15 protein-coding genes, 1 tRNA gene and 3 rRNA genes are annotated in these 21103 nt (G+C 46.5%); 2 read left to right on the top strand and 17 right to left on the bottom strand.

All coding sequences use genetic code 11. The annotated features are described in order from the left end of the window. The first annotated feature begins 1 nt into the window (after position 1). Positions 2–571 (top strand): GNAT family protein, encoded by a 570-nt coding sequence (locus NST33_RS00485; protein WP_339306387.1) that lies wholly within the window; start codon positions 2–4, stop codon positions 569–571. 121 nt (positions 572–692) lie between these two features. On the opposite strand, the gene NST33_RS00480 is transcribed toward NST33_RS00485, so the two are convergent. From NST33_RS00480 to NST33_RS00410, 15 genes are all read right to left on the bottom strand, one after another. After that, the gene (locus NST33_RS00480; protein WP_339306385.1) at positions 693–1730 is read right to left on the bottom strand and encodes an ABC transporter substrate-binding protein; all 1038 of its coding nucleotides are present in this window, start codon (positions 1728–1730) and stop codon (positions 693–695) included. Positions 1731–1828: 98 nt separating this feature from the next. Then, positions 1829–2701, bottom strand: coding sequence for an AraC family transcriptional regulator (locus tag NST33_RS00475; protein ID WP_237178624.1), 873 nt, complete (start codon positions 2699–2701; stop codon positions 1829–1831). A gap of 154 nt (positions 2702–2855) precedes the next feature. Next, positions 2856–3950, bottom strand: a complete 1095-nt coding sequence (locus tag NST33_RS00470) for a hypothetical protein (protein ID WP_339306382.1) — start codon at positions 3948–3950, stop codon at positions 2856–2858. A gap of 234 nt (positions 3951–4184) precedes the next feature. Beyond that, the gene (locus tag NST33_RS00465) at positions 4185–4337 is read right to left on the bottom strand and encodes a small acid-soluble spore protein P (protein WP_036607296.1); all 153 of its coding nucleotides are present in this window, start codon (positions 4335–4337) and stop codon (positions 4185–4187) included. Between the two features lie 21 nt (positions 4338–4358). Further along, positions 4359–4535, bottom strand: coding sequence for a hypothetical protein (locus NST33_RS00460; protein WP_017691325.1), 177 nt, complete (start codon positions 4533–4535; stop codon positions 4359–4361). A gap of 29 nt (positions 4536–4564) precedes the next feature. Then, positions 4565–4903 (bottom strand): hypothetical protein, encoded by a 339-nt coding sequence (locus tag NST33_RS00455; RefSeq protein WP_036607297.1) that lies wholly within the window; start codon positions 4901–4903, stop codon positions 4565–4567. A 192-nt stretch (positions 4904–5095) separates the two neighbouring features. Continuing rightward, positions 5096–5184, bottom strand: a tRNA-Ser gene (locus NST33_RS00450). Between the two features lie 194 nt (positions 5185–5378). Continuing rightward, on the bottom strand, positions 5379–6662 hold the full coding sequence (serS, locus tag NST33_RS00445) for a serine--tRNA ligase (protein ID WP_339306380.1): 1284 nt from the start codon (positions 6660–6662) through the stop codon (positions 5379–5381). Positions 6663–6935: 273 nt separating this feature from the next. Next, a complete protein-coding gene (pdxT, locus tag NST33_RS00440; protein ID WP_221824803.1) occupies positions 6936–7526 on the bottom strand; it encodes a pyridoxal 5'-phosphate synthase glutaminase subunit PdxT in 591 nt (196 codons plus the stop codon). Positions 7527–7672: 146 nt separating this feature from the next. Then, complete coding sequence (locus NST33_RS00435; RefSeq protein WP_221824802.1) at positions 7673–9061, bottom strand: D-alanyl-D-alanine carboxypeptidase family protein; 1389 nt, start codon at positions 9059–9061, stop codon at positions 7673–7675. 416 nt (positions 9062–9477) lie between these two features. After that, a complete protein-coding gene (gene guaB / locus NST33_RS00430) occupies positions 9478–10935 on the bottom strand; it encodes an IMP dehydrogenase (RefSeq protein WP_237178627.1) in 1458 nt (485 codons plus the stop codon). Between the two features lie 367 nt (positions 10936–11302). Then, positions 11303–11419 (bottom strand): 5S ribosomal RNA (gene rrf / locus NST33_RS00425). A 79-nt stretch (positions 11420–11498) separates the two neighbouring features. After that, positions 11499–14426, bottom strand: a 23S ribosomal RNA gene (locus NST33_RS00420). 307 nt (positions 14427–14733) lie between these two features. Further along, positions 14734–16286: ribosomal RNA gene (locus NST33_RS00415) — 16S ribosomal RNA — on the bottom strand. The 16S, 23S and 5S rRNA genes sit together here, the layout of an rRNA operon. Positions 16287–16725: 439 nt before the next feature. Beyond that, positions 16726–17277, bottom strand: a complete 552-nt coding sequence (locus NST33_RS00410; RefSeq protein ID WP_221825791.1) for a hypothetical protein — start codon at positions 17275–17277, stop codon at positions 16726–16728. 87 nt (positions 17278–17364) lie between these two features. On the opposite strand from NST33_RS00410, the gene NST33_RS00405 reads away from it, so the two are divergent. Beyond that, entirely contained in the window at positions 17365–17955 is a 591-nt protein-coding gene (locus tag NST33_RS00405; RefSeq protein ID WP_221825794.1) for a TetR/AcrR family transcriptional regulator, read from the top strand. An 85-nt stretch (positions 17956–18040) separates the two neighbouring features. Here NST33_RS00405 and NST33_RS00400 read toward each other — a convergent pair whose 3' ends face one another. Together NST33_RS00400 and lysS are read right to left on the bottom strand one after the other, a co-directional pair. Continuing rightward, entirely contained in the window at positions 18041–19378 is a 1338-nt protein-coding gene (locus NST33_RS00400) for a TrkH family potassium uptake protein (RefSeq protein WP_339306377.1), read from the bottom strand. 203 nt (positions 19379–19581) lie between these two features. Further along, a complete protein-coding gene (lysS, locus tag NST33_RS00395; RefSeq protein WP_047844500.1) occupies positions 19582–21093 on the bottom strand; it encodes a lysine--tRNA ligase in 1512 nt (503 codons plus the stop codon). Between the last annotated feature and the right edge of the window lie 10 nt (positions 21094–21103).

Raw genomic sequence — 21103 nt, 5'->3', positions numbered from 1 at the left:
AATGGCACTAACACTCTATGATACAGCCAACGGTATAAGCCTTCGGTTGCTCACACCCCAGGATACACAGTCCTATCTGGACCTGATTCAGATCACACGCGTCCCCTATCAGGCTGTAGAACCCGTGCGAGACGATGAATTCTATACACTGGATGCTCAGACTCGGCGGATTGAGGATCGGGTCAGGGCTGCAGAAGAAGGTACAGGATATCAATTTGGAATCTATACCATTAAAGACAGCCTGTTGATTGGACAAGTAAGTATCAACAATGTCGTACTGGGCGTTGCCAATTATGCGGATATGGGTTACTTTATCCATCCAGATTATCAGGGTGGAGGACGAATGACAGCAGCGGTTAAACTGGCCGTAGCTTATGGTTTCCGTGCGCTGAAGTTAAATCGGGTTCAGGCTGCGGTATTGCCCTCCAACAAAGGTTCACAGCGCGTACTGGAGAAGAACGGATTCCAGTTTGAAGGTACTGCTCGCAAATACCTCAAGATCAACGGCAAATATCAGGATCATCAGATCTACGCTGTACTTGCTGAAGACTTGGATGAACTTACAAACTAATTTTAGAAGCTCCCCACACAACGGTCTGCATTTCCAATTCAACAATATACAGATTCAATGTACAAAACCGCACTACCCTAGTATTTAGGGAAGAGTGCGGTTTTATTTGTATGGCACTTTTTTATTGGGCTTTCAAACTATTCGTTATTTGCTCTACACCGTAAGACTTACTAACCGGCCCAAAACCAAAGGCAACCTGTCCATTTATCTTATAAACATGCCCATTCTTAACTGCCTTGAGTCCTTTCCAGACAGCGCTTTTCTCCCATTCATCCGTTACAGCAGACAGAGATGGATCTTCCATATTGAAGTACCCCAAAAATAGATAATCCGGGTCGAGCTTCGCAATCCCTTCCAGTGTAAGCTCTCCAGCCTCTGTGGACGGAGGCGTTAGTCCGAGACCTTCATAATATTCCGAGATATAGTCGGCACCCTGAAGATAGGCCTGTTTCTCACGAACCTGCATAAATGCAACCGTTCCCTCGATGGATTGAATCTCGCTTTTACCATCTGCAAGTTTTTGATCAAAATCATTAATATACTGTATAGCCGTTTCTTCCTGTCCCAAAATCTGCCCCAGATCTGTAATGACTTTACGCCATTCTTTGAATACATCCTGCTTGGTCTCATCCAGTACAACAGTTGGTGCGATCTGATCGAGTTGCTCCAGAATGTCCTTGTTCGTCTCATTGCCGGCAATAATTAAATCCGGTTCATAAGCAAGTAATGCTTCCAGATTCACTTGTGTATTCTCACCCACGATATCAATCGTGTTTTTGTTTTCAACATACGGTTTGTACAAGTTACTTTTCAACAACGATTGATCTTCTGTAAAAGGAAGCGTGATAGCCACGGAATCCAGATCAAATACGAGCAGATCATCACTCAATCCCCAATGTGCTAAAGCTATCTTTTGGGGTTGTTGTTTGATTTCCATGTCTCCCCGAGCAGTCTGTACCGTACGTGGATAGTTATTAGATGACCCATCTGCGGATTCAGATGATGAGCCGGAACTCTCGACTGTACCGGTAGCACTTTGCTCCGTCTGACTTGTCGTTTGCTCTGACTTTTTTTCACCCGACGAGCAGGCAGCCAATAGTAAAACTAAACTCAATACTGCAACAAGCATGACCCAACCCTTATATCTTGTTCTATGCATCTCTAGAGATCCTCCAATTACTTTAGCGAATTTGTGATAACAATTATCATTATCAATTATATCAGTGATATCCGCCTGTACAATGGACACTGTCCGATTCAGGATGGATTCTTTCCAGGTCCCATAATCTTTCTCACTTCAGACGGGGCACAGCCCTTATGCAATTTATACACCCGACTGAAGTAGTAGGGGTCTGCATAACCTACCTTTGCAGATACCTCTTTCACGGTGTAACTTCCGATCTCCAGCAACTCCTGTGCGCGATTCAGACGATACTGCATCAGATAACGCATCGGACCCATCCCCGTGTATTTTTGAAACAAATGTGAAAAGTATTTCGGTTTCATATCGAATTGAGCAGCAACACCTTCAAGCGTCAATGGTTCAGCATACTCATGATGAATAAATTCCTGAGCTGAATCTACCCATTTAACACTCGATGTATTTCTTGCATTTCTCGCTCCACGGAATACCGAGATGAGCAGTTGATAAAATAGGGTCTGCTTCTCCAGTTGGTTCATATACCCCGGATTGGAAGCAACGTTAAGGAGAGCCAGCATCAATTCCCCTTGAACTCCAGACTCTGAACCATTCAAGCTCATCCGCAACTCATAGACTTGATCCGTATGAAACGAGTGAAGCCCCTTTTCCTTTTGCATTGCCGGCAAGTAATGAACTAATACATACTCAAAGTTCCTGTCTCCGACATGGATCTCCAGGTGCATATTCTTACCCCCGATAAAGGCCTTGCCTGGTTGCATATGATAAAGATATTTCGTACCATCCGTATTCGTAAAATGAAACTCTGCCTGTCCTTGTAACACCAGCAGCAAAGCACTTTTTTCTGTTCGTTTCTCCCGGTGCCCATCGTAAATCATGTCTGCACGCAATACAGTACGATAAATCCCACATACATGAACAGGATGCTCAATGAATTCATAAGCAAGCTGCTCTTCATCCGGTGTTATCATTGAGTACTCCCCCTAATCCCCTTTCATTTATAAATAGTTTATCCTCCGTCCGATTCATTGTATAGACTATATTTTCATTCAAAAAAAACGCCTGTATCCAAGCGGAAGGAGATTATCCTTCACTTGAATCACAGACGGTTTGAACTCAGCGAGATTAGTATCCGTATGAAGCGTTCATCAGTTCTTCGAACTCTTGCATAGTAATTACGTCATCGCCAGTAGGGATGTTGATTTTGAATGCTGCTTTTTCGTTAATCTTGGTGTACGTATTGGAACCGGTAAATGCCAATTTCACTTCGTCTTTTGTATCTTCCGGCTTGATCAGCACATCAGCGACCATCTTTTGATATACCGGGAAGTCGTTTTTGTCCAATGCGAAATCGATGTTGAATTGGTTAATTGTCAGAACATCTTTCAATTTGTCCAAGTCTTTAGCCATTTCAGCCTGATCTGCTTCAGTGATCTTCAGATCTTCTTTAGCTTTGTCGATATCAGCCTGATCCATTTGCAGCATTTCACGATATTCTTCTTTGGACAGAATATCCAATACTTTAGGCATAGCTTTTGTTACCAGTACAGTAACTGCTTCTTTAACATTGTCATTATTCACCGAGAACTGTACAACCTGCTTCGCATCTACACCTTCAGGAAGTTGTGCATCTTTGGTGTCTAGGTTTTTGAAGAATTTAGCTTGATCGTACTCGCCCAGCACTGCGTCCATTACTTCGTTGCTCAGCTTTTGCGTTTTGGCTGCGTCCATAGCATCCGGGTTCCATTCCGTACCCTCTTGCTCAGCCAATTCCTTCAGATCCAACTCCAAGAACTTGTTAACAACGTTCTCAGGAATCGGGAAGAATGGAATGTTCGGCACTTTCACATAGAGTTTCTCTGCCGTCATCACCATTGGAATGTTAAAGGTCATACCCATATCACCTTTAAGCTCGATGCCAAGAGTCATCTCGGTCTGCATTGGCTCACTTTGGTATACACCTGTTACATTCAACTGAGCATCCTTCAGCATGCTCATAAACTGAGTCATAGTAGGATCAGTTTGTGAAGTATCCCCAGGTTTATAGCTCAATTCATTAATTGTAAAGTTGGAACTCATTTCATACGAAGTCAATTTGGAAGCATTGGCCGCAGCCGTCTTCAATGCCTCTTTTGGTTCCTGCTTGCTGCTACATGCTGTCAATGCCATAGATACGGTCAACAGCAACGTAAGAAGAAGCGCCCCCATACGTTTAGTCATTTGTTTCTCTCCTCTCGTGATAACCCCAAAAAAAGTAATTCAATATCAATGATATACCATATCGTCAGATACCGAAACCTAATTTGGGAAAAATGTGATCTTTCCTCTTTAAAATGGCTACAAAGACCTATGTCAGCTTTGGGAATAAGCATGTCCTTGTCTTTATATATGTATGAATACGCAAAAGCCCCCTGTTAGGTAACAAGGGACTTTTGCGTGAATATGTTTCTTCTATTAACCTTGGGGATTCAAATGATCCACATGATTTTGATTTTTTACTTTTTTGGAACCGGATAATGGTTCCTGCATGGAAGAGCGTTTGGATGAATGACGATGCTGTTCGGATGCTTGCGCTTCCGGTACGGGAATTGTTTTTGGTTTGCTCATATTATTGCCCCCTCATCATTGTTAGGAATGGGATGGGTCCCTATCTTCCGTTTTGTCATGATTCAGTGCATCCTGATGACGGCGATCATTGATATCTTGCTGAATTTGCTGGGCATGATGACTGTTTACGGCAGGCTGCTCCAGATCATCCACTACATTTTGCAGGTTTTTGTCTACTCCCGCTTTGGCTTTAGTCAATTGAGTTCACTCCTTCAGATTTCAGGCTATTATCTCGTCTGGGATTGTAACGACTGGGCGCATTCATGAATGTGCCGTGTATAATCGTGAGCCAGTTCCTGAATCGGTTCTGTACGCTCATCCGTCGTTCGTCCATCCCGTTCCACATCAATCAGCTGTACGCTGACTTCACGGGAATCGACATATGCACATTTGAAATCAAAAGAGTACATCTCGTGCCCTGCTGTAGCAATGTGTATCCGAATCGCCTGCTGATCGGCTTCATCGGCCATTACCTGAGCCTGGTCTCCAACATTCAGGACTTGAGGCAAACGTTCTTGCCAAGCCCCTACAAGCTCTGTCTGATCGATGTTTAACTCGCGGTTCATCTTACCACCTCCACTCCTATAAAGTGCGGCGATGAGGATGTTTTTATACATATTAACCTCATTCCAAATATAATGTTGTACTGTGCAACGTATACATCAGTCACCAACCTGTATACTCACTACGTTTAACAAACTCACAACGCAAAAAAGGACCCGAGCGAGAACGCTCGAGTCCTTGTTATAAGTGTAGTATGGCGGAGAGGGTGGGATTCGAACCCACGTGGAGTTGCCCCCTAACGGTTTTCAAGACCGCCCCGTTATGACCGCTTCGGTACCTCTCCAGGGAATTAACTTTTATAAACTTGCCACGAAAAGTATCATACCACATCTCGACATTATAATGCAACCTTTTTTATATTAAAAATGATGATCCTGTATCAGACAACTGCCTCCGTTATACAAAACACTCCAATCCGCCATTCAGAAATGACGGATTGAATTTGTATTCCTCTTGATGAGGATGGTTAACTAACTCTTAAGAGCGACGTGCAATTACACTTGTGCCACCCATATAAGGACGCAATGCTTCAGGAATAACAACCGTACCATCTTCCTGTTGATAGTTCTCCAGGATAGCGGCTACCGTCCGTCCAACGGCCAATCCTGACCCGTTCAATGTATGAACAAATTCCGGTTTGGCTTTTGGCTCTCTGCGGAAACGGATATTGGCACGACGTGCCTGGAAGTCCTCACAGTTGGAGCACGAAGAAATCTCACGATAGGTATTGCTCTCAGGCAACCATACCTCAATATCATACGTTTTAGCTGAAGTGAAGCCCATATCTGCGGTACACAATGTCAGAACACGATACGGCAAGCCCAACAATTGAAGCACACGCTCCGCATTTTGAGTCATTTGCTCCAGCTCTTCATACGAAGTCTCTGGAGTAGAGAGCTTGAGCAGCTCTACTTTGTTAAACTGATGCTGACGAATCAATCCACGTGTATCCCGTCCAGCGGAACCGGCTTCAGAGCGGAAACAAGAGCTGTATGCCACAAAATGCTTAGGCAATTGATCTACATTCAGAATCTCTTCGCGATGGTAGTTCGTTACCGGAACTTCAGCAGTAGGGATCAGATAATATTCAGTATCTTTTAACTTGAACAGATCTTCTTCAAACTTAGGCAGTTGACCTGTTCCAAACAAGCTGTCCCGATTAACGATGTATGGAGGCAGAATCTCTTCATATCCATGTTGATCACTGTGCAGATCCATCATGAAGTTAATCAATGCACGTTCCAGACGCGCACCCAGACCTTTATAAAAGGTAAAACGGGAACCTGTTACTTTGGCAGCCGCCTCAAAATCAAGAATATCGAGATCCTGCGCAATTTCCCAGTGTGCTTTCGGTGCAAAAGTAAATGACTTCGGCTCTTCCCAACGACGAATCTCAACATTGTCGTCTTCAGAAGCTCCAGTAGGTACACTTTCGTTAGGAATGTTCGGAATCGCCATTGTGAGATCATTGATCTTCACTTCCAGTTCCCGAACTTCTTCGTCCATAGCTTTGATTCGATCAGAGACTTCGCGCATCTCCACAATCAGATCATCAGCATTCTCACGATTCTTCTTCAGTCTAGCAACTTCCGCCGAGACTGTATTCCGACGACTCTTCAGCGTTTCACTCTCTTGAAGCAATTCCCGACGCTTGGCATCCATCTCGGTAAATCCAGCGATAAGATCCAGCGATTTTCCACGTTTAGTCAATGCTTCTTCTACACGTGCATACTCATTCCGCAATATTTTCACATCAAGCACGATATACTCCTCCTAAATAACCTCACAACGTGAAGCCTTGTGTTAAATCCATTCTCAAAACTCTACTGTATATACCTTACTATATACTTATCGGAACCTGTAACCCAAAAAACAACCTATATCCCCGGTGTCACCCTCCGCTGCGATTCCCGCTTTGAAGCAGATACAGGCAACATCAGGCATCCGTTCAGATGCAACCGCCATCCAGCGGCCTTACAAGGCTTCTGGGGAAGTGATCCGATGACCGGGAGATCATAGATTGTACATCATGCATTATTTAGAGTCTACCGTATGTTTGTAGAATCTGGCCATGTCTACAAAATAAGTATGCAGACGATAGTCATCCGTCAATTCCGGATGGTAGGAGCAAGCCAGCAAATGCCCTTGACGAGCAGTAACAATCTCATCCTTGTATGTGGAGAGAACTTCGACCTGGTCTCCGACACTCTCGATCAAGGGTGCCCGTATAAACACAGCTCTTACCGTTTCCTCAATGCCTTTGACCGGCAAATCCGTCTCAAAACTTTCTCTCTGCCGTCCAAATGCATTTCGGGATACAGTTATATCCATTAGCTCCAAATGAGCTTCTTCCTGCCCTGCAATGTGTTTAGCCATAACGATCAAGCCAGCACAGGTACCAAATACCGGTTTGCCCTCAGCAGCAAACGCGCGAATGGCATCCATAAACCCATACTTGCGCATCAGTTTACCGATCGTTGTGCTTTCCCCGCCAGGAAGGATAAGACCGTCCAAGTCCTCCAATTGCTGAACCTGTTTGATAGCTATACCTTCTGCTCCAGCACGTTCAATACTTCGAATATGCTCTGTTACAGCTCCTTGAAGTGCTAAAACGCCGATCTTCATACGCTCATTCCCCTTCTCTTACCAGCCACGATCTTGCATATGGTAAACGAACATTGTACTTTTTTTACTTCATCATACGTGAATTCTAACTTGATATTTTACCGGAAAAATTGTAAATATACAATCCATCCGGTCGGAAATATAGACTAAAAGAGATTTTTAATTCCGTCAAAGAGATCCACGAAGAAATCTTTCACAGCACGGAAGAACAAACGGAACCATCCGCCTTTTTCAGCCTCTTCAGCAGTGATCAAGTTCACTGTTTTTTCCTGAGGTTCAATTCCTTCTGCTTTATACGTGTACGTTACTGTACCAACCTTTGTACCTGCCTTGATTGGTGCTACCAGCTTGTCAGCCTCAGTTACGTTAGCTTTGAAGGTCACATCCAGGTTCTGAGTACCTTTGGGAACAACGAAACTTACCGCATTATCTGTTACGACAGGAACCGTTGTTTCTTTACCTTTTTTCAAAGGTACCGCTTCCCAGCCCGTCACTTTGGTCTTGCCTGCGACAGCCTGCTTCACTTCAAAGTTGTTAAATCCATAGTCCAATACCTTTTTAGTTTCTCTGAAACGTGCGGATTCCGAATCTGTGCCCATAACAACACTAATTAGACGCATACCGTTACGTTCTGCTGTACCTGTAAAGTTATTACCTGCGTTCGTGGTATGGCCTGTTTTCATTCCATCCAGACCTTCATAGGCATAGCTTTTGAAATTGGTTATATTTTTATTCGCTTCCAGCATCCAGTTGTAATTGATAATTGGGGCTTTATCATTTGGACGGAACTTGTAGGATTGAATCGTTGTAAATTCTGTGTAGTCCGGGTGATCCATAATGATGTATCGGCATAGAATTGCAGCATCCAGAGCGGACATCACAGTTTCCTTGTCTTCAGCTGGGCGGAAGTCGGCAGGCATATCTGCTCGATCCAGACCGGAAGAGTTGATGAAGAAGGTATCCTTCATGCCCATACGCTTCGCTTCATCATTCATCATTTTCACGAAAGCTTCTTCCGAACCGGCAACATGTTCTGCCAAAGCAACCGTAGCATCATTGGCAGAGCCAACAGCCATAGCAATATAGAGATCCTTAACTGTGTGCTGGTCACCTTCCGCGAGGAAAATTCGCGACCCGATACTTTGTGCAGCATTCTTTTTGACAGTTACAATATCGTCCCAGCCGAATTTACCTTGTTTGACCTGTTCTGCGACAATGTACTCTGTCATCATCTTGGTCATACTTGCAGGTGGCATCGCTTTATCCGCATCGACATTTAGTAGAATCTGTCCCGTTGAGGCTTCCATAAGCACCGCTGATCTAACCTCAAGCCCAAGTGAGTCTACCCCAGGCACCTGTACAGCTTTCTCCGTCTTTGTTGTTGTTGCCGCAGCAGTCAGGACCTGACCGGAGTTATCCGCAGCAGCCATGACCGGCATTACTGCAGACATGCAAAGCATGTTAATTAGCATTACCGAGGCTACGCTCTTTTTGAGCATTTGGCGTTTCTTTTTATTCATGTGTTTGGCTTTCAATGATGAATACTCCCTTCGATCCAAAGCATTGTTAATTGCTTCAGTGCAGCTTATGCTGCGATTTTCTTGTTCCCTAACCTGCGTGGTTGATGTATGAGATGTGTACTATATGCGCTGTATCGAACGAGCAATATTATTGCTCCTAAAGTTCGTTATCGATTGTCACTTAGTCCGCATTTTGCAAATGCTTATGTAAAAGGACGTCCGCGCTTCTGTTTAACTCGCAGCCTTTTCTGGCACTGCATTTGCTTTTCAAAACCATATTCATAGATTCACGTCAAATAGCCGCCGCAACGCCTTAATCCACCCTTGGATCGTCACCGCTTGTTCTATTCTATCACAGGGGTATCTGCAAAAAAAGACAGACCCGGTGAAAATCACCGAGCCTGTCCTGGAAATGATTAACTCTCTTCCGATTACAACGAGTAGTTAGGTGCTTCTTTGGTAATCTGTACATCATGGGGATGACTTTCGCGCAGTCCCGCACCTGTAATTCGGATAAAGCCTGTATCGTTACGAAGTTGCTCCAAGTTACTTGTACCACAGTATCCCATACCCGAACGCAGACCACCAATCAGTTGGTGGATTGTATCAGACAGTGGTCCTTTGTAAGCGACACGACCTTCGATTCCTTCCGGAACCAGTTTCTTGTCATCATCTTGGAAGTAACGGTCTTTACTACCTTGTTTCATTGCAGCCATTGAACCCATACCGCGGTATACTTTGTAGCTACGTCCTTGGAAGATTTCAGTTTCCCCCGGGCTTTCCGCTGTGCCGGCAAACAAACTTCCCAACATCACCGCGTGTGCGCCTGCAGCCAGCGCCTTCGTAATCTCACCAGAATATTTAATTCCGCCATCCGCGATAATCGGAACTCCATATTCGCGTGCCACTGTTGCACAGTCGTAGACTGCAGTTACTTGAGGTACACCAATACCAGCGATTACACGTGTTGTACATATCGAACCTGGCCCAATACCCACTTTGACTACCGAAGCCCCTGCTTCGATCAGATCACGAGTGGCTGCGCCAGTAGCAACGTTACCTGCAACGATAGTCAGGGTAGGGAAACGTTCACGAAGCTGACGTACAGCTTCAATGATATTGATGTGGTGTCCGTGCGCCGAGTCTACCGTAATCAGGTCGACACCAGCTTGTACCAAAGCATCAGCACGTTCAAATGTATCTTTGGAAATACCAATCGCTGCACCAACCAACAAACGTCCTTGAGCGTCTTTGGCTGCATGAGGGAATTGAATGGCTTTCTCAATATCTTTAATCGTGATAAGACCTTTTAACGTGTTTGTCTCATCAACTAATGGAAGTTTCTCAATCTTGTGCTTCTGAAGGATACCTTCAGCTTCTTGTAATGTGGTGCCAACAGGAGCGGTGACCAGATTCTCACGAGTCATGACTTCGCTAATTTTGATGCCGTAATCATGGATAAAACGCAAATCGCGGTTGGTCAAAATACCAACCAGCTTCTGATCTCCTTCAATAATAGGTACACCGGAGATCCGATATTTCGCCATTACTGCTTCCGCATCAGATACCAGATGATCTGCAGTCAGTGAGAATGGATTCGTAATAACACCACTCTCCGAACGTTTAACACGGTCTACTTCTTCTGCCTGTTGTTCAACCGACATATTTTTATGGATAATACCGATACCGCCTTCACGTGCAATGGCAATAGCCAATGTCGCTTCAGTTACCGTATCCATGCCCGCACTGATCAAAGGAATATTTAGCTTTACAGTATCGCTCAAACGAATAGATACATCTACTTCTTTAGGCAGTGTCTCGGATTTCCGTGGCACTAGCAATACATCATCAAAGGTGAGGCCTTCCTTACCAAATTTATCTTCCCACACGCAAGTGTTCCTCCTTATGTTTGCTCAGCTTTACGGTCCAAAACCCGAAGATTCCAGGCTGTATTTTACGCCGAAAATACGTTTTCTGAAAAATTTATTATTGCCATCTTAGCAAAGCGATATTTAGACTGTCAAGGAAAAGTACTTGGTTATATCAGGTGTATTGCCTGATGAACACAACTGTTTTTCCAGAGCGGACAAGTCTAGTTATTACGCAAAAAAACGTCAATTCGTATCGAATAACGTTACTTTTATACATACTATTGTGCTGATAAATTACCTAATTCAATCTGTATTTTAATCCCATACTGCATAATATAACTATATAATAAAAACCACCACCGAATAACATCGGCAGTGGTTCTTTGCTTGGCGGCGTCCTACTCTCCCAGGACCCTGCGGTCCAAGTACCATCGGCGCTAGAGGGCTTAACGGTCGTGTTCGGGATGGGTACGTGTGGAACCCCTCCGCCATCGCCACCAAACGCATAGCTTAGCTTACATTTCAGAGATCGTTCTCTGAAAACTAGATTCGAAACGAAACATGCGAATTACAACTTGCTATTGGATAAGCCCTCGACCGATTAGTACTGGTCAGCTCCATGCATTGCTGCACTTCCACCCCCAGCCTATCTACCTCGTCGTCTTCAAGGGGTCTTACATACTGGGAAATCTCATCTTGAGGGGGGCTTCACGCTTAGATGCTTTCAGCGTTTATCCCGTCCGTACATAGCTACCCAGCGGTGCTCCTGGCGGAACAACTGGTACACCAGCGGTACGTCCATCCCGGTCCTCTCGTACTAAGGACAGCTCCTCTCAAATTTCCTACGCCCACGACAGATAGGGACCGAACTGTCTCACGACGTTCTGAACCCAGCTCGCGTACCGCTTTAATGGGCGAACAGCCCAACCCTTGGGACCTACTTCAGCCCCAGGATGCGATGAGCCGACATCGAGGTGCCAAACCTCCCCGTCGATGTGGACTCTTGGGGGAGATAAGCCTGTTATCCCCAGGGTAGCTTTTATCCGTTGAGCGATGGCCCTTCCATGCGGTACCACCGGATCACTAAGCCCGACTTTCGTCCCTGCTCGACTTGTAGGTCTCGCAGTCAAGCTCCCTTATGCCTTTGCACTCTTCGAATGATTTCCAACCATTCTGAGGGAACCTTTGGGCGCCTCCGTTACTCTTTAGGAGGCGACCGCCCCAGTCAAACTGCCCACCTGACACTGTCCCCGCACCGGATTACGGTACCAGGTTAGAACCTAGATACGATCAGGGTGGTATCCCAACGTTGCCTCCATGCAAGCTGGCGCTCACACTTCAAAGGCTCCCACCTATCCTGTACAGATCGTACCCAAATTCAATATCAAGCTGCAGTAAAGCTCCATGGGGTCTTTCCGTCTTGTCGCGGGTAACCTGCATCTTCACAGGTATTAAAATTTCACCGGATCTCTCGTTGAGACAGCGCCCAAGTCGTTACGCCATTCGTGCGGGTCAGAATTTACCTGACAAGGAATTTCGCTACCTTAGGACCGTTATAGTTACGGCCGCCGTTTACTGGGGCTTCGGTTCACAGCTTCGGGATTACTCCCTAACCACTCCCCTTAACCTTCCAGCACCGGGCAGGCGTCAGCCCGTATACTTCGCCTTACGGCTTCGCACAGACCTGTGTTTTTGCTAAACAGTCGCTTGGGCCTTTTCACTGCGGCCCCCTCGTGCTATTCACACTACCGGGGCACCCCTTCTCCCGAAGTTACGGGGTCATTTTGCCGAGTTCCTTAACGAGAGTTCTTCCGCGCGCCTTAGAATACTCTTCTCGCCTACCTGTGTCGGTTTGCGGTACGGGCACCATCACCTGGCTAGAGGCTTTTCTTGGCAGTGTGAGATCATGACCTTCGCTACTGTAATTTTCGCTCCCCATCACAGCTCAGCCTTACAATGTGCGGATTTGCCTACACATCAGCCTCACTGCTTAGACGGACATCCATCAGTCCGCGTCACTACCCTACTGCGTCCCCCCATTGCTCATAACGGCTTACGGTGGTACAGGAATTTCGACCTGTTGTCCTTCGACTACGCCTTTCGGCCTCGCCTTAGGTCCCGACTTACCCTGAGCGGACGAGCCTTCCTCAGGAACCCTTAGGCTTTCGGCGGATCAGATTCTCACTGATCTTTTCGTTACTCATACCGGCATTCTCACTTGTATAATGTCCAGCGCTCCTTACGGTACACCTTCAACCCTTATACAACGCTCCCCTACCCCTGATGCAAAGCATCAAGCCATAGCTTCGGTGGTGTGTTTAGCCCCGTTACATTTTCGGCGCAGAGTCACTCGACCAGTGAGCTATTACGCACTCTTTCAATGGTGGCTGCTTCTAAGCCAACATCCTGGTTGTCTGTGCAACTCCACATCCTTTCCCACTTAACACACACTTGGGGACCTTAGCTGATGGTCTGGGCTGTTTCCCTTTTGACAATGGATCTTAGCACTCACTGTCTGACTCCCGGAAGTAAGTCTATGGCATTCGGAGTTTGACTGAGCTTGGTAACCCTTGCGGGCCCCGCACCCAATCAGTGCTCTACCTCCACGACTCTGTTTTCCGAGGCTAGCCCTAAAGCTATTTCGGGGAGAACCAGCTATCTCCGAGTTCGATTGGAATTTCTCCGCTACCCCCACCTCATCCCCGCATTTTTCAACATGCGTGGGTTCGGGCCTCCAGTGCGTGTTACCGCACCTTCACCCTGGACAGGGGTAGATCACCCGGTTTCGGGTCTACGTCCACGTACTCAATCGCCCTATTCAGACTCGCTTTCGCTGCGGCTCCGGCTCTTCACCTTAACCTTGCACGGGAACGTAACTCGCCGGTTCATTCTACAAAAGGCACGCCATCACCCCTAAAACGGGCTCTGACTTTTTGTAAGCACACGGTTTCAGGTTCTATTTCACTCCCCTTCCGGGGTGCTTTTCACCTTTCCCTCACGGTACTGCTTCACTATCGGTCGCTAGGAAGTATTTAGCCTTGGCAGATGGTCCTGCCGGATTCATACGGGGTTTCACGTGCCCCGCACTACTCGGGATCCGTCTCGGAGGGAACCAACTTTCAACTACAGGGCTTTTACCTTCTTTGGCGGGCCTTTCCAGACCTCTTCGCTTAACCGGTTCCTTTGTAACTCCATGTGAGACGTCCCACAACCCCAAAGAGCAAGCTCTCTGGTTTGGGCTTCTCCGCGTTCGCTCGCCGCTACTGACGGAATCACTATTGTTTTCTCTTCCTCAGGGTACTTAGATGTTTCAGTTCCCCTGGTATGCCTCTACACAACCTATGTATTCAGTTGTGAGTAACTGGAAATTACCCCAGCTGGGTTTCCCCATTCGGACACCCCCGGATCAAAGCTTGCTTACAGCTCCCCGAGGCAGTTTCGTTGTTCGCCACGTCCTTCATCGGCTCCTAGCGCCTAGGCATCCTCCGTGTGCTCTTAGTAGCTTAACCTCGTGCTCCGGTTTCGACTGCTCGCTTCCCTTGTTTTGCTTGCGCAAAGCCAAAAGTCGCTCTCACCCGATACCATCGTACGTGCAATCTACCGTTTTTATTTAAACTTGTTTAACACAAGTTCAGCTAAAAAGGAATGTTCTAATTCGCGTTTGTTTCGTTTCGATATCTAGTTTTCAAAGAACAAGCTCCATGCAAAAGCAAGCTGTTTTGAGAGTTTGAGCTCTCAAAACTGAGCAACGAGTGAGTGTTTTGCAGCTAAGCTGCAGTTTTGAATGTTTCCGTTGCAGGAAACGATTCTCCATAGAAAGGAGGTGATCCAGCCGCACCTTCCGATACGGCTACCTTGTTACGACTTCACCCCAATCATCTATCCCACCTTCGGCGGCTGGCTCCTTGCGGTTACCCCACCGACTTCGGGTGTTATAAACTCTCGTGGTGTGACGGGCGGTGTGTACAAGACCCGGGAACGTATTCACCGCGGCATGCTGATCCGCGATTACTAGCAATTCCGACTTCATGCAGGCGAGTTGCAGCCTGCAATCCGAACTGAGACCGGCTTTGTTGGGATTGGCTCCATCTCGCGATTTCGCAGCCCGTTGTACCGGCCATTGTAGTACGTGTGTAGCCCAGGTCATAAGGGGCATGATGATTTGACGTCATCCCCACCTTCCTCCGGTTTGTCACCGGCAGTCTATCTAGAGTGCCCACCCGAAGTGCTGGCAACTAAATATAAGGGTTGCGCTCGTTGCGGGACTTAACCCAACATCTCACGACACGAGCTGACGACAACCATGCACCACCTGTCTCCTCTGTCCCGAAGGAAAGATACATCTCTGCATCGATCAGAGGGATGTCAAGACCTGGTAAGGTTCTTCGCGTTGCTTCGAATTAAACCACATACTCCACTGCTTGTGCGGGTCCCCGTCAATTCCTTTGAGTTTCAGTCTTGCGACCGTACTCCCCAGGCGGAGTGCTTAATGTGTTAACTTCGGCACCAAGGGTATCGAAACCCCTAACACCTAGCACTCATCGTTTACGGCGTGGACTACCAGGGTATCTAATCCTGTTTGCTCCCCACGCTTTCGCGCCTCAGCGTCAGTTACAGCCCAGAGAGTCGCCTTCGCCACTGGTGTTCCTCCACATATCTACGCATTTCACCGCTACACGTGGAATTCCACTCTCCTCTTCTGCACTCAAGTCACCCAGTTTCCAGTGCGATCCGGGGTTGAGCCCCGGGATTAAACACCAGACTTAAATGACCGCCTGCGCGCGCTTTACGCCCAATAATTCCGGACAACGCTTGCCCCCTACGTATTACCGCGGCTGCTGGCACGTAGTTAGCCGGGGCTTTCTTCTCAGGTACCGTCACCTTGAGAGCAGTTACTCTCCCAAGCGTTCTTCCCTGGCAACAGAGCTTTACGATCCGAAAACCTTCATCACTCACGCGGCATTGCTCCGTCAGGCTTTCGCCCATTGCGGAAGATTCCCTACTGCTGCCTCCCGTAGGAGTCTGGGCCGTGTCTCAGTCCCAGTGTGGCCGATCACCCTCTCAGGTCGGCTACGCATCGTCGCCTTGGTGAGCCGTTACCCCACCAACTAGCTAATGCGCCGCAGGCCCATCCCCAAGTGACAGATTGCTCCGTCTTTCCAGTTTCCTTCAGGCGAAGAAAACAATTATTCGGTATTAGCTACCGTTTCCGGTAGTTGTCCCAAACTTGAGGGCAGGTTGCCTACGTGTTACTCACCCGTCCGCCGCTAAGTATCAAGGAAGCAAGCTTCCTATCAACTCCGCTCGACTTGCATGTATTAGGCATGCCGCCAGCGTTCGTCCTGAGCCAGGATCAAACTCTCCAATAAAGTATTGAAAAGAGCGATAAGCTCATTTTGAATCTGACGAGATTAAAAATCTCATTTGTGCTCCAGTCGATCCAAGCCAAGGCCTGTCTCAACTTTCGCGTTCATTCTGCAAGCAGAATGTTTACTCACTCGTTGTTCAGTTTTCAAAGATCAAACTTATTTTGCTACCGAGTGTTGTTATCCTCAGCAACTTTTATATCTTATCACATCCGTACCAACTTTGCAAGCTCTTTTTTTAAGTTTCTTTCGAAGCTTATTTCATTCGCTTGCCGCACCGTGTAAACTGTGTTTTCTTGGCCAGATTTAGAATATACCATGTACAGATTTGCATTGCAAGTCTTTTTTTGAATCTATATTAACAATCGGTTCGATTTAATACGGGGCGTACATACGGGATTCTCCCAACTTAGCCAGTTCGTATGCACGCTCACCCAGCTTTTTAATGTTTAACATTCCTAGCAGGAACCTTTCTTGGCCATAAACTATAACTAAAGCTTATCAGAAAATCGATTCCGAGTATTATTCCCCACACTCTGATCAGATTATCGAAGGCAGCTGTACGTTCAGCATCTCCGATCCACCATATCATGGCGAATAGAAAAGCACTTCCTATAGCCCAAGCCAATAGATGTCTAAACCATCCACTACGCTCACGACTCGCATGTTCTCTACCATATAACTTGTTTCTGCGAGGATTCTCTCCACCCTTGAACCAATATAGGAAATATCGATCCGCCCAAGCGATCATCTGGTGACCATAAGCAATGCTTGCTCCTATATACACCGCAGCTATGCCATGAATCATACTTGCTGTAGCTCCTCGCTGTAGATCCATAACTGTAGCTACCAGCAATAACAGATCAATAACCGGCGTCGCCATTAACAAACCGATACCTAACCGCTTCATACCAAGGAGATACCTTACACTCAGACCCGTGAACACAAACACCCAAAAGGCAATCTCACAACCTATAATGAAATAACCAATCATTTCAGCCTCTCCTTTTTTTGATACAAATGTATTAAATATAATTTAGCACGTGTGTACTATAATAATCAACAGTGATATACTATGCCTATGCCTAAAATTGTTGATCACGATAAACAGCGTATGCTCGTAGCCGAGGCAGCATGGCGTATTATACGGAGAGATGGCATGGAACAAGCCTCTGTTCGGAATATCGCTGAAGAAGCTGGAGTTTCGGTCGGTTCGATGCGTCACTACTTTTCTACTCAATCGGAATTACTACTATATGCTATGAATTTGGTATCTGAACGGGTGTCTCATCGAGTCCAACAAATGTCCTTCACCGGCTCTCCCATGGACAATATGAAATGCTTATTGCTCGAGTTCTTACCAAACACGGAAGAAAAACTGGCCGAAATGGAGGTGTGGTACGCTTTTACAGCCAGATCGAAAACCGATCCTGCACTCAAGGGACTTGCTAATACCGTATATGATGAACTTAGAAAAGCTGTAGGTTCTGTTATCACCTACTTGATTAAACTCGATCTCTCCAAACCTGATCTGGACAAAGAACTGGAGATCGAGAGATTGTATGCACTGGTGGATGGCTTGGGTATCCATACCGTGCTTAGACCAGATCAGATGAATGGCAGGCTCATGGACGATGTTCTCACCTTACATCTTGCTTCCTTGTGTCGTTAAACCAAAAAAACCGCAGCACATTCGTTGTGACTAAGGCCCGTTACGATAACAGGAGTTAGTTCTGAATGTCTGGCGGTTTTTCTTTTTATCCGATAATGATCCGGCCTTCCGGATGACGATACAGTTTCTTCTCTTTGCGCGGACGAAGGGCATACGCGATGGTTAATGGCCCAATCCGACCTACAAACATGGTAAAGGTAATAATGATTTTGCCCCAATTGGTCAACTCATTAGTCACTCCTACAGAAAGACCCACGGTACCGATTGCGGATGCAGCTTCAAACATCAGTGAAAGGAATGGCGCATCCTCTGTCGTAAGCAGAAGCATCACCACAATCATGAATATGATCAGAGAAACCATAATAATGGTCAGCGCCCTCATTAGTAGTTCTTTCGGAACACGCTGGCGGAAAAACACAATATCCTTATTTCCCCGAATCATGGCATACACTGCACCAATCATGATCAGGAATGTAGTCGTCTTGATCCCACCCCCTGTCGATCCCGGGGAAGCGCCGATGAACATCAGCAGAATGAAGAAAAATTGGGTAGCCTGCCTCATCTCCGTGATATCGATTGTACTTGTTCCCGACGAACGTGTAGAGACAGACTGGAAGAAGGACGCATAGATCTTCTCGCTCCAGGTGAGTGAAGCCAGTGTATGTCCATTGGTGAATTCGAAAACAAACAACACAATCGCTCCTATACCGATCAGTGCTCCGGATACAGACAGCACCAGTTTGGACTGAAGAGATAGACGACGGCGTTTACGATACTCAAACAGGTCATTCAATACTACAAATCCAAGTCCACCAGAGATAACGAGCACAGAAGCGGTCACATTGAATACCCAGTCTCCGGTGTAGTATTGGAAGCTGTTACCGAACAGATCAAATCCGCCATTATTAAACAGTGAAACAGAATGGAATATTCCATAGTATATAGCCTGACCAAATGACATCTCCGTTGCCCAGCGCAGCGCCAGTATGACGGCAGCCACCCCTTCAATGGTAAAGGAGAAAATCAACACTTTGCGGATAATGCGTACTATCCCTTCCATACTGTCTGCATTAATGGCTTCTTTGAGCAACAGCCTGTCCTTGAGCGAGATTCGTTTGCCCAACACTAGCGCAAAGAGAGTAGCCATAGTCATGAAGCCGAGTCCACCAAGCTGCATTAATACCATAATGACGATCTGACCAAACAAATTAAAGGTCGTCCCTACATCCACAACGACAAGTCCAGTCACACAAGCGGCAGAGGTTGATGTAAAGAGCGCATCAATAAACGCCAAATGCATACCGCTTTGGTTGGAGATTGGCAACATGAGAAGCACCGTTCCCATCGCAATGATAAGCAGAAAACCACCGACCAGAATTAACGGAGGAGATAAGAATTTGGCAAAGTGAAGCCTGAACTTCATGAAGGGCACCTCTTTTAACAAAATACGAACAGGTTAATCTAACAAATTCAAGACGCGGTGTTACCCTAATGGTGTGCTGAGAGCAAGGGCCATCTGACAAACTTTATTTTTAGCGTCTATGTAAACCTAAAGAGGAACTTGCCCCAGCATGATACTGAACGGCAGGTTCCTCTTCTATTATGAACGTATTCTACGTTCCTTATTTAATCTTGCGTACGAGGACGCATGTGTGGGAAGAGCAGTACGTCACGAATCGACGGGGAGTTAGTAAGCAGCATGATCAGACGATCAACTCCGATTCCCAATCCGCCTGTTGGTGGCATACCATATTCGAGCGCACGGATGAAGTCGTCATCCATCTCATGAGCTTCGTCGTTCCCATGTTCTTTCTCCAGCATCTGTGCTTCAAAGCGCTGACGCTGATCGATTGGATCATTCAGCTCTGTGAAGGCATTGGCATGCTCGCGTCCAACGATGAACAATTCGAAGCGATCCGTGAAGCGTGGATCTACATCATTTTTCTTCGCCAGTGGTGAGATTTCAAGAGGATGTCCCATGATGAACGTCGGTTGAATCAACGTTTCTTCTACAAACTCTTCAAAGAACGCGTTCAGGATATGACCAAATGTCATATGTTTCTCAACCGGAACCTTATGTTCCTTCGCCAAGTTATGTGCTTCCTCATCCGTCATGTGTACGGAGAAGTCTACACCCACAACTTCCTTAACTGCATCCACCATCGTAACACGGCGCCACTGCGGCGTAAGATCCACTTCATAATCTCCATACTGGATCACTTGCGTACCCAGTACTTCCTGTGCAATATGAGCAACCAAATTCTCCGTCAATTGCATAATATCCTTGTAGTCGGCATATGCCTCATACAATTCAATCATTGTGAACTCCGGATTGTGACGTGTGGACATACCTTCATTCCGATATACACGACCGATCTCATATACCTTCTCCAGTCCGCCAACAATCAGACGTTTCAGGTGAAGTTCAATTGCAATCCGCATGTACAGTTCCATATCCAGCGCGTTGTGATGTGTGATGAACGGACGTGCTGCCGCTCCTCCTGCGATGGTATGCAACGTAGGTGTTTCCACTTCCAGATATCCAAGGGAATCCAGATAACGACGCATCGATTGAATGATTTTGGAACGTGCGATAAAGGTCTGTTGTACGTCCGGGCTCATAATCAGGTCAACATAACGCTGGCGGTAACGCAGCTCTACGTCGGTGAGACCATGGAATTTATCCGGAAGCGGATAGAGCGATTTGGACAGCACTTCAAGATCTTTAACTTTGACAGAAGTTTCACCTGTTTTGGTCTTAAAGATCACACCCGTTACCCCAACGATATCGCCAAGGTCCAGCAGGCTAAATGCCGCATACTTGTCTTCAGGCACGCTATCCTGACGAACATAGATCTGGATTCTGCCGCTCAGGTCCTGAATATGTGCGAAGCTTGCTTTACCCATTCCCCGCTTCGCCATAATCCGTCCGGCAATACTGACTTCGATGTGCTTCTCTTCCAGCTCTTCCTTGGTCAGTTCTTCATACTTCTTCAGAATGGAGCCGGCTTCTTCGGTACGTACGTATTTTTGGCCAAAAGGGTCGATTCCCAATTTGCGGAGCTCGTCCAATTTGTCACGGCGAATTTGTAAAAGCTCGCTAAGTTCGGTTTCCTGATTCAAGACTTCATCCGTCATGATCTGTATT

This window comes from Paenibacillus sp. FSL L8-0435 (genome assembly GCF_037965655.1).
Taxonomy (GTDB): Bacteria; Bacillota; Bacilli; order Paenibacillales; family Paenibacillaceae; genus Paenibacillus.
Note: the sequence above shows the minus strand (reverse complement) of the source record. Positions and strands in the feature narration are given on the sequence as shown.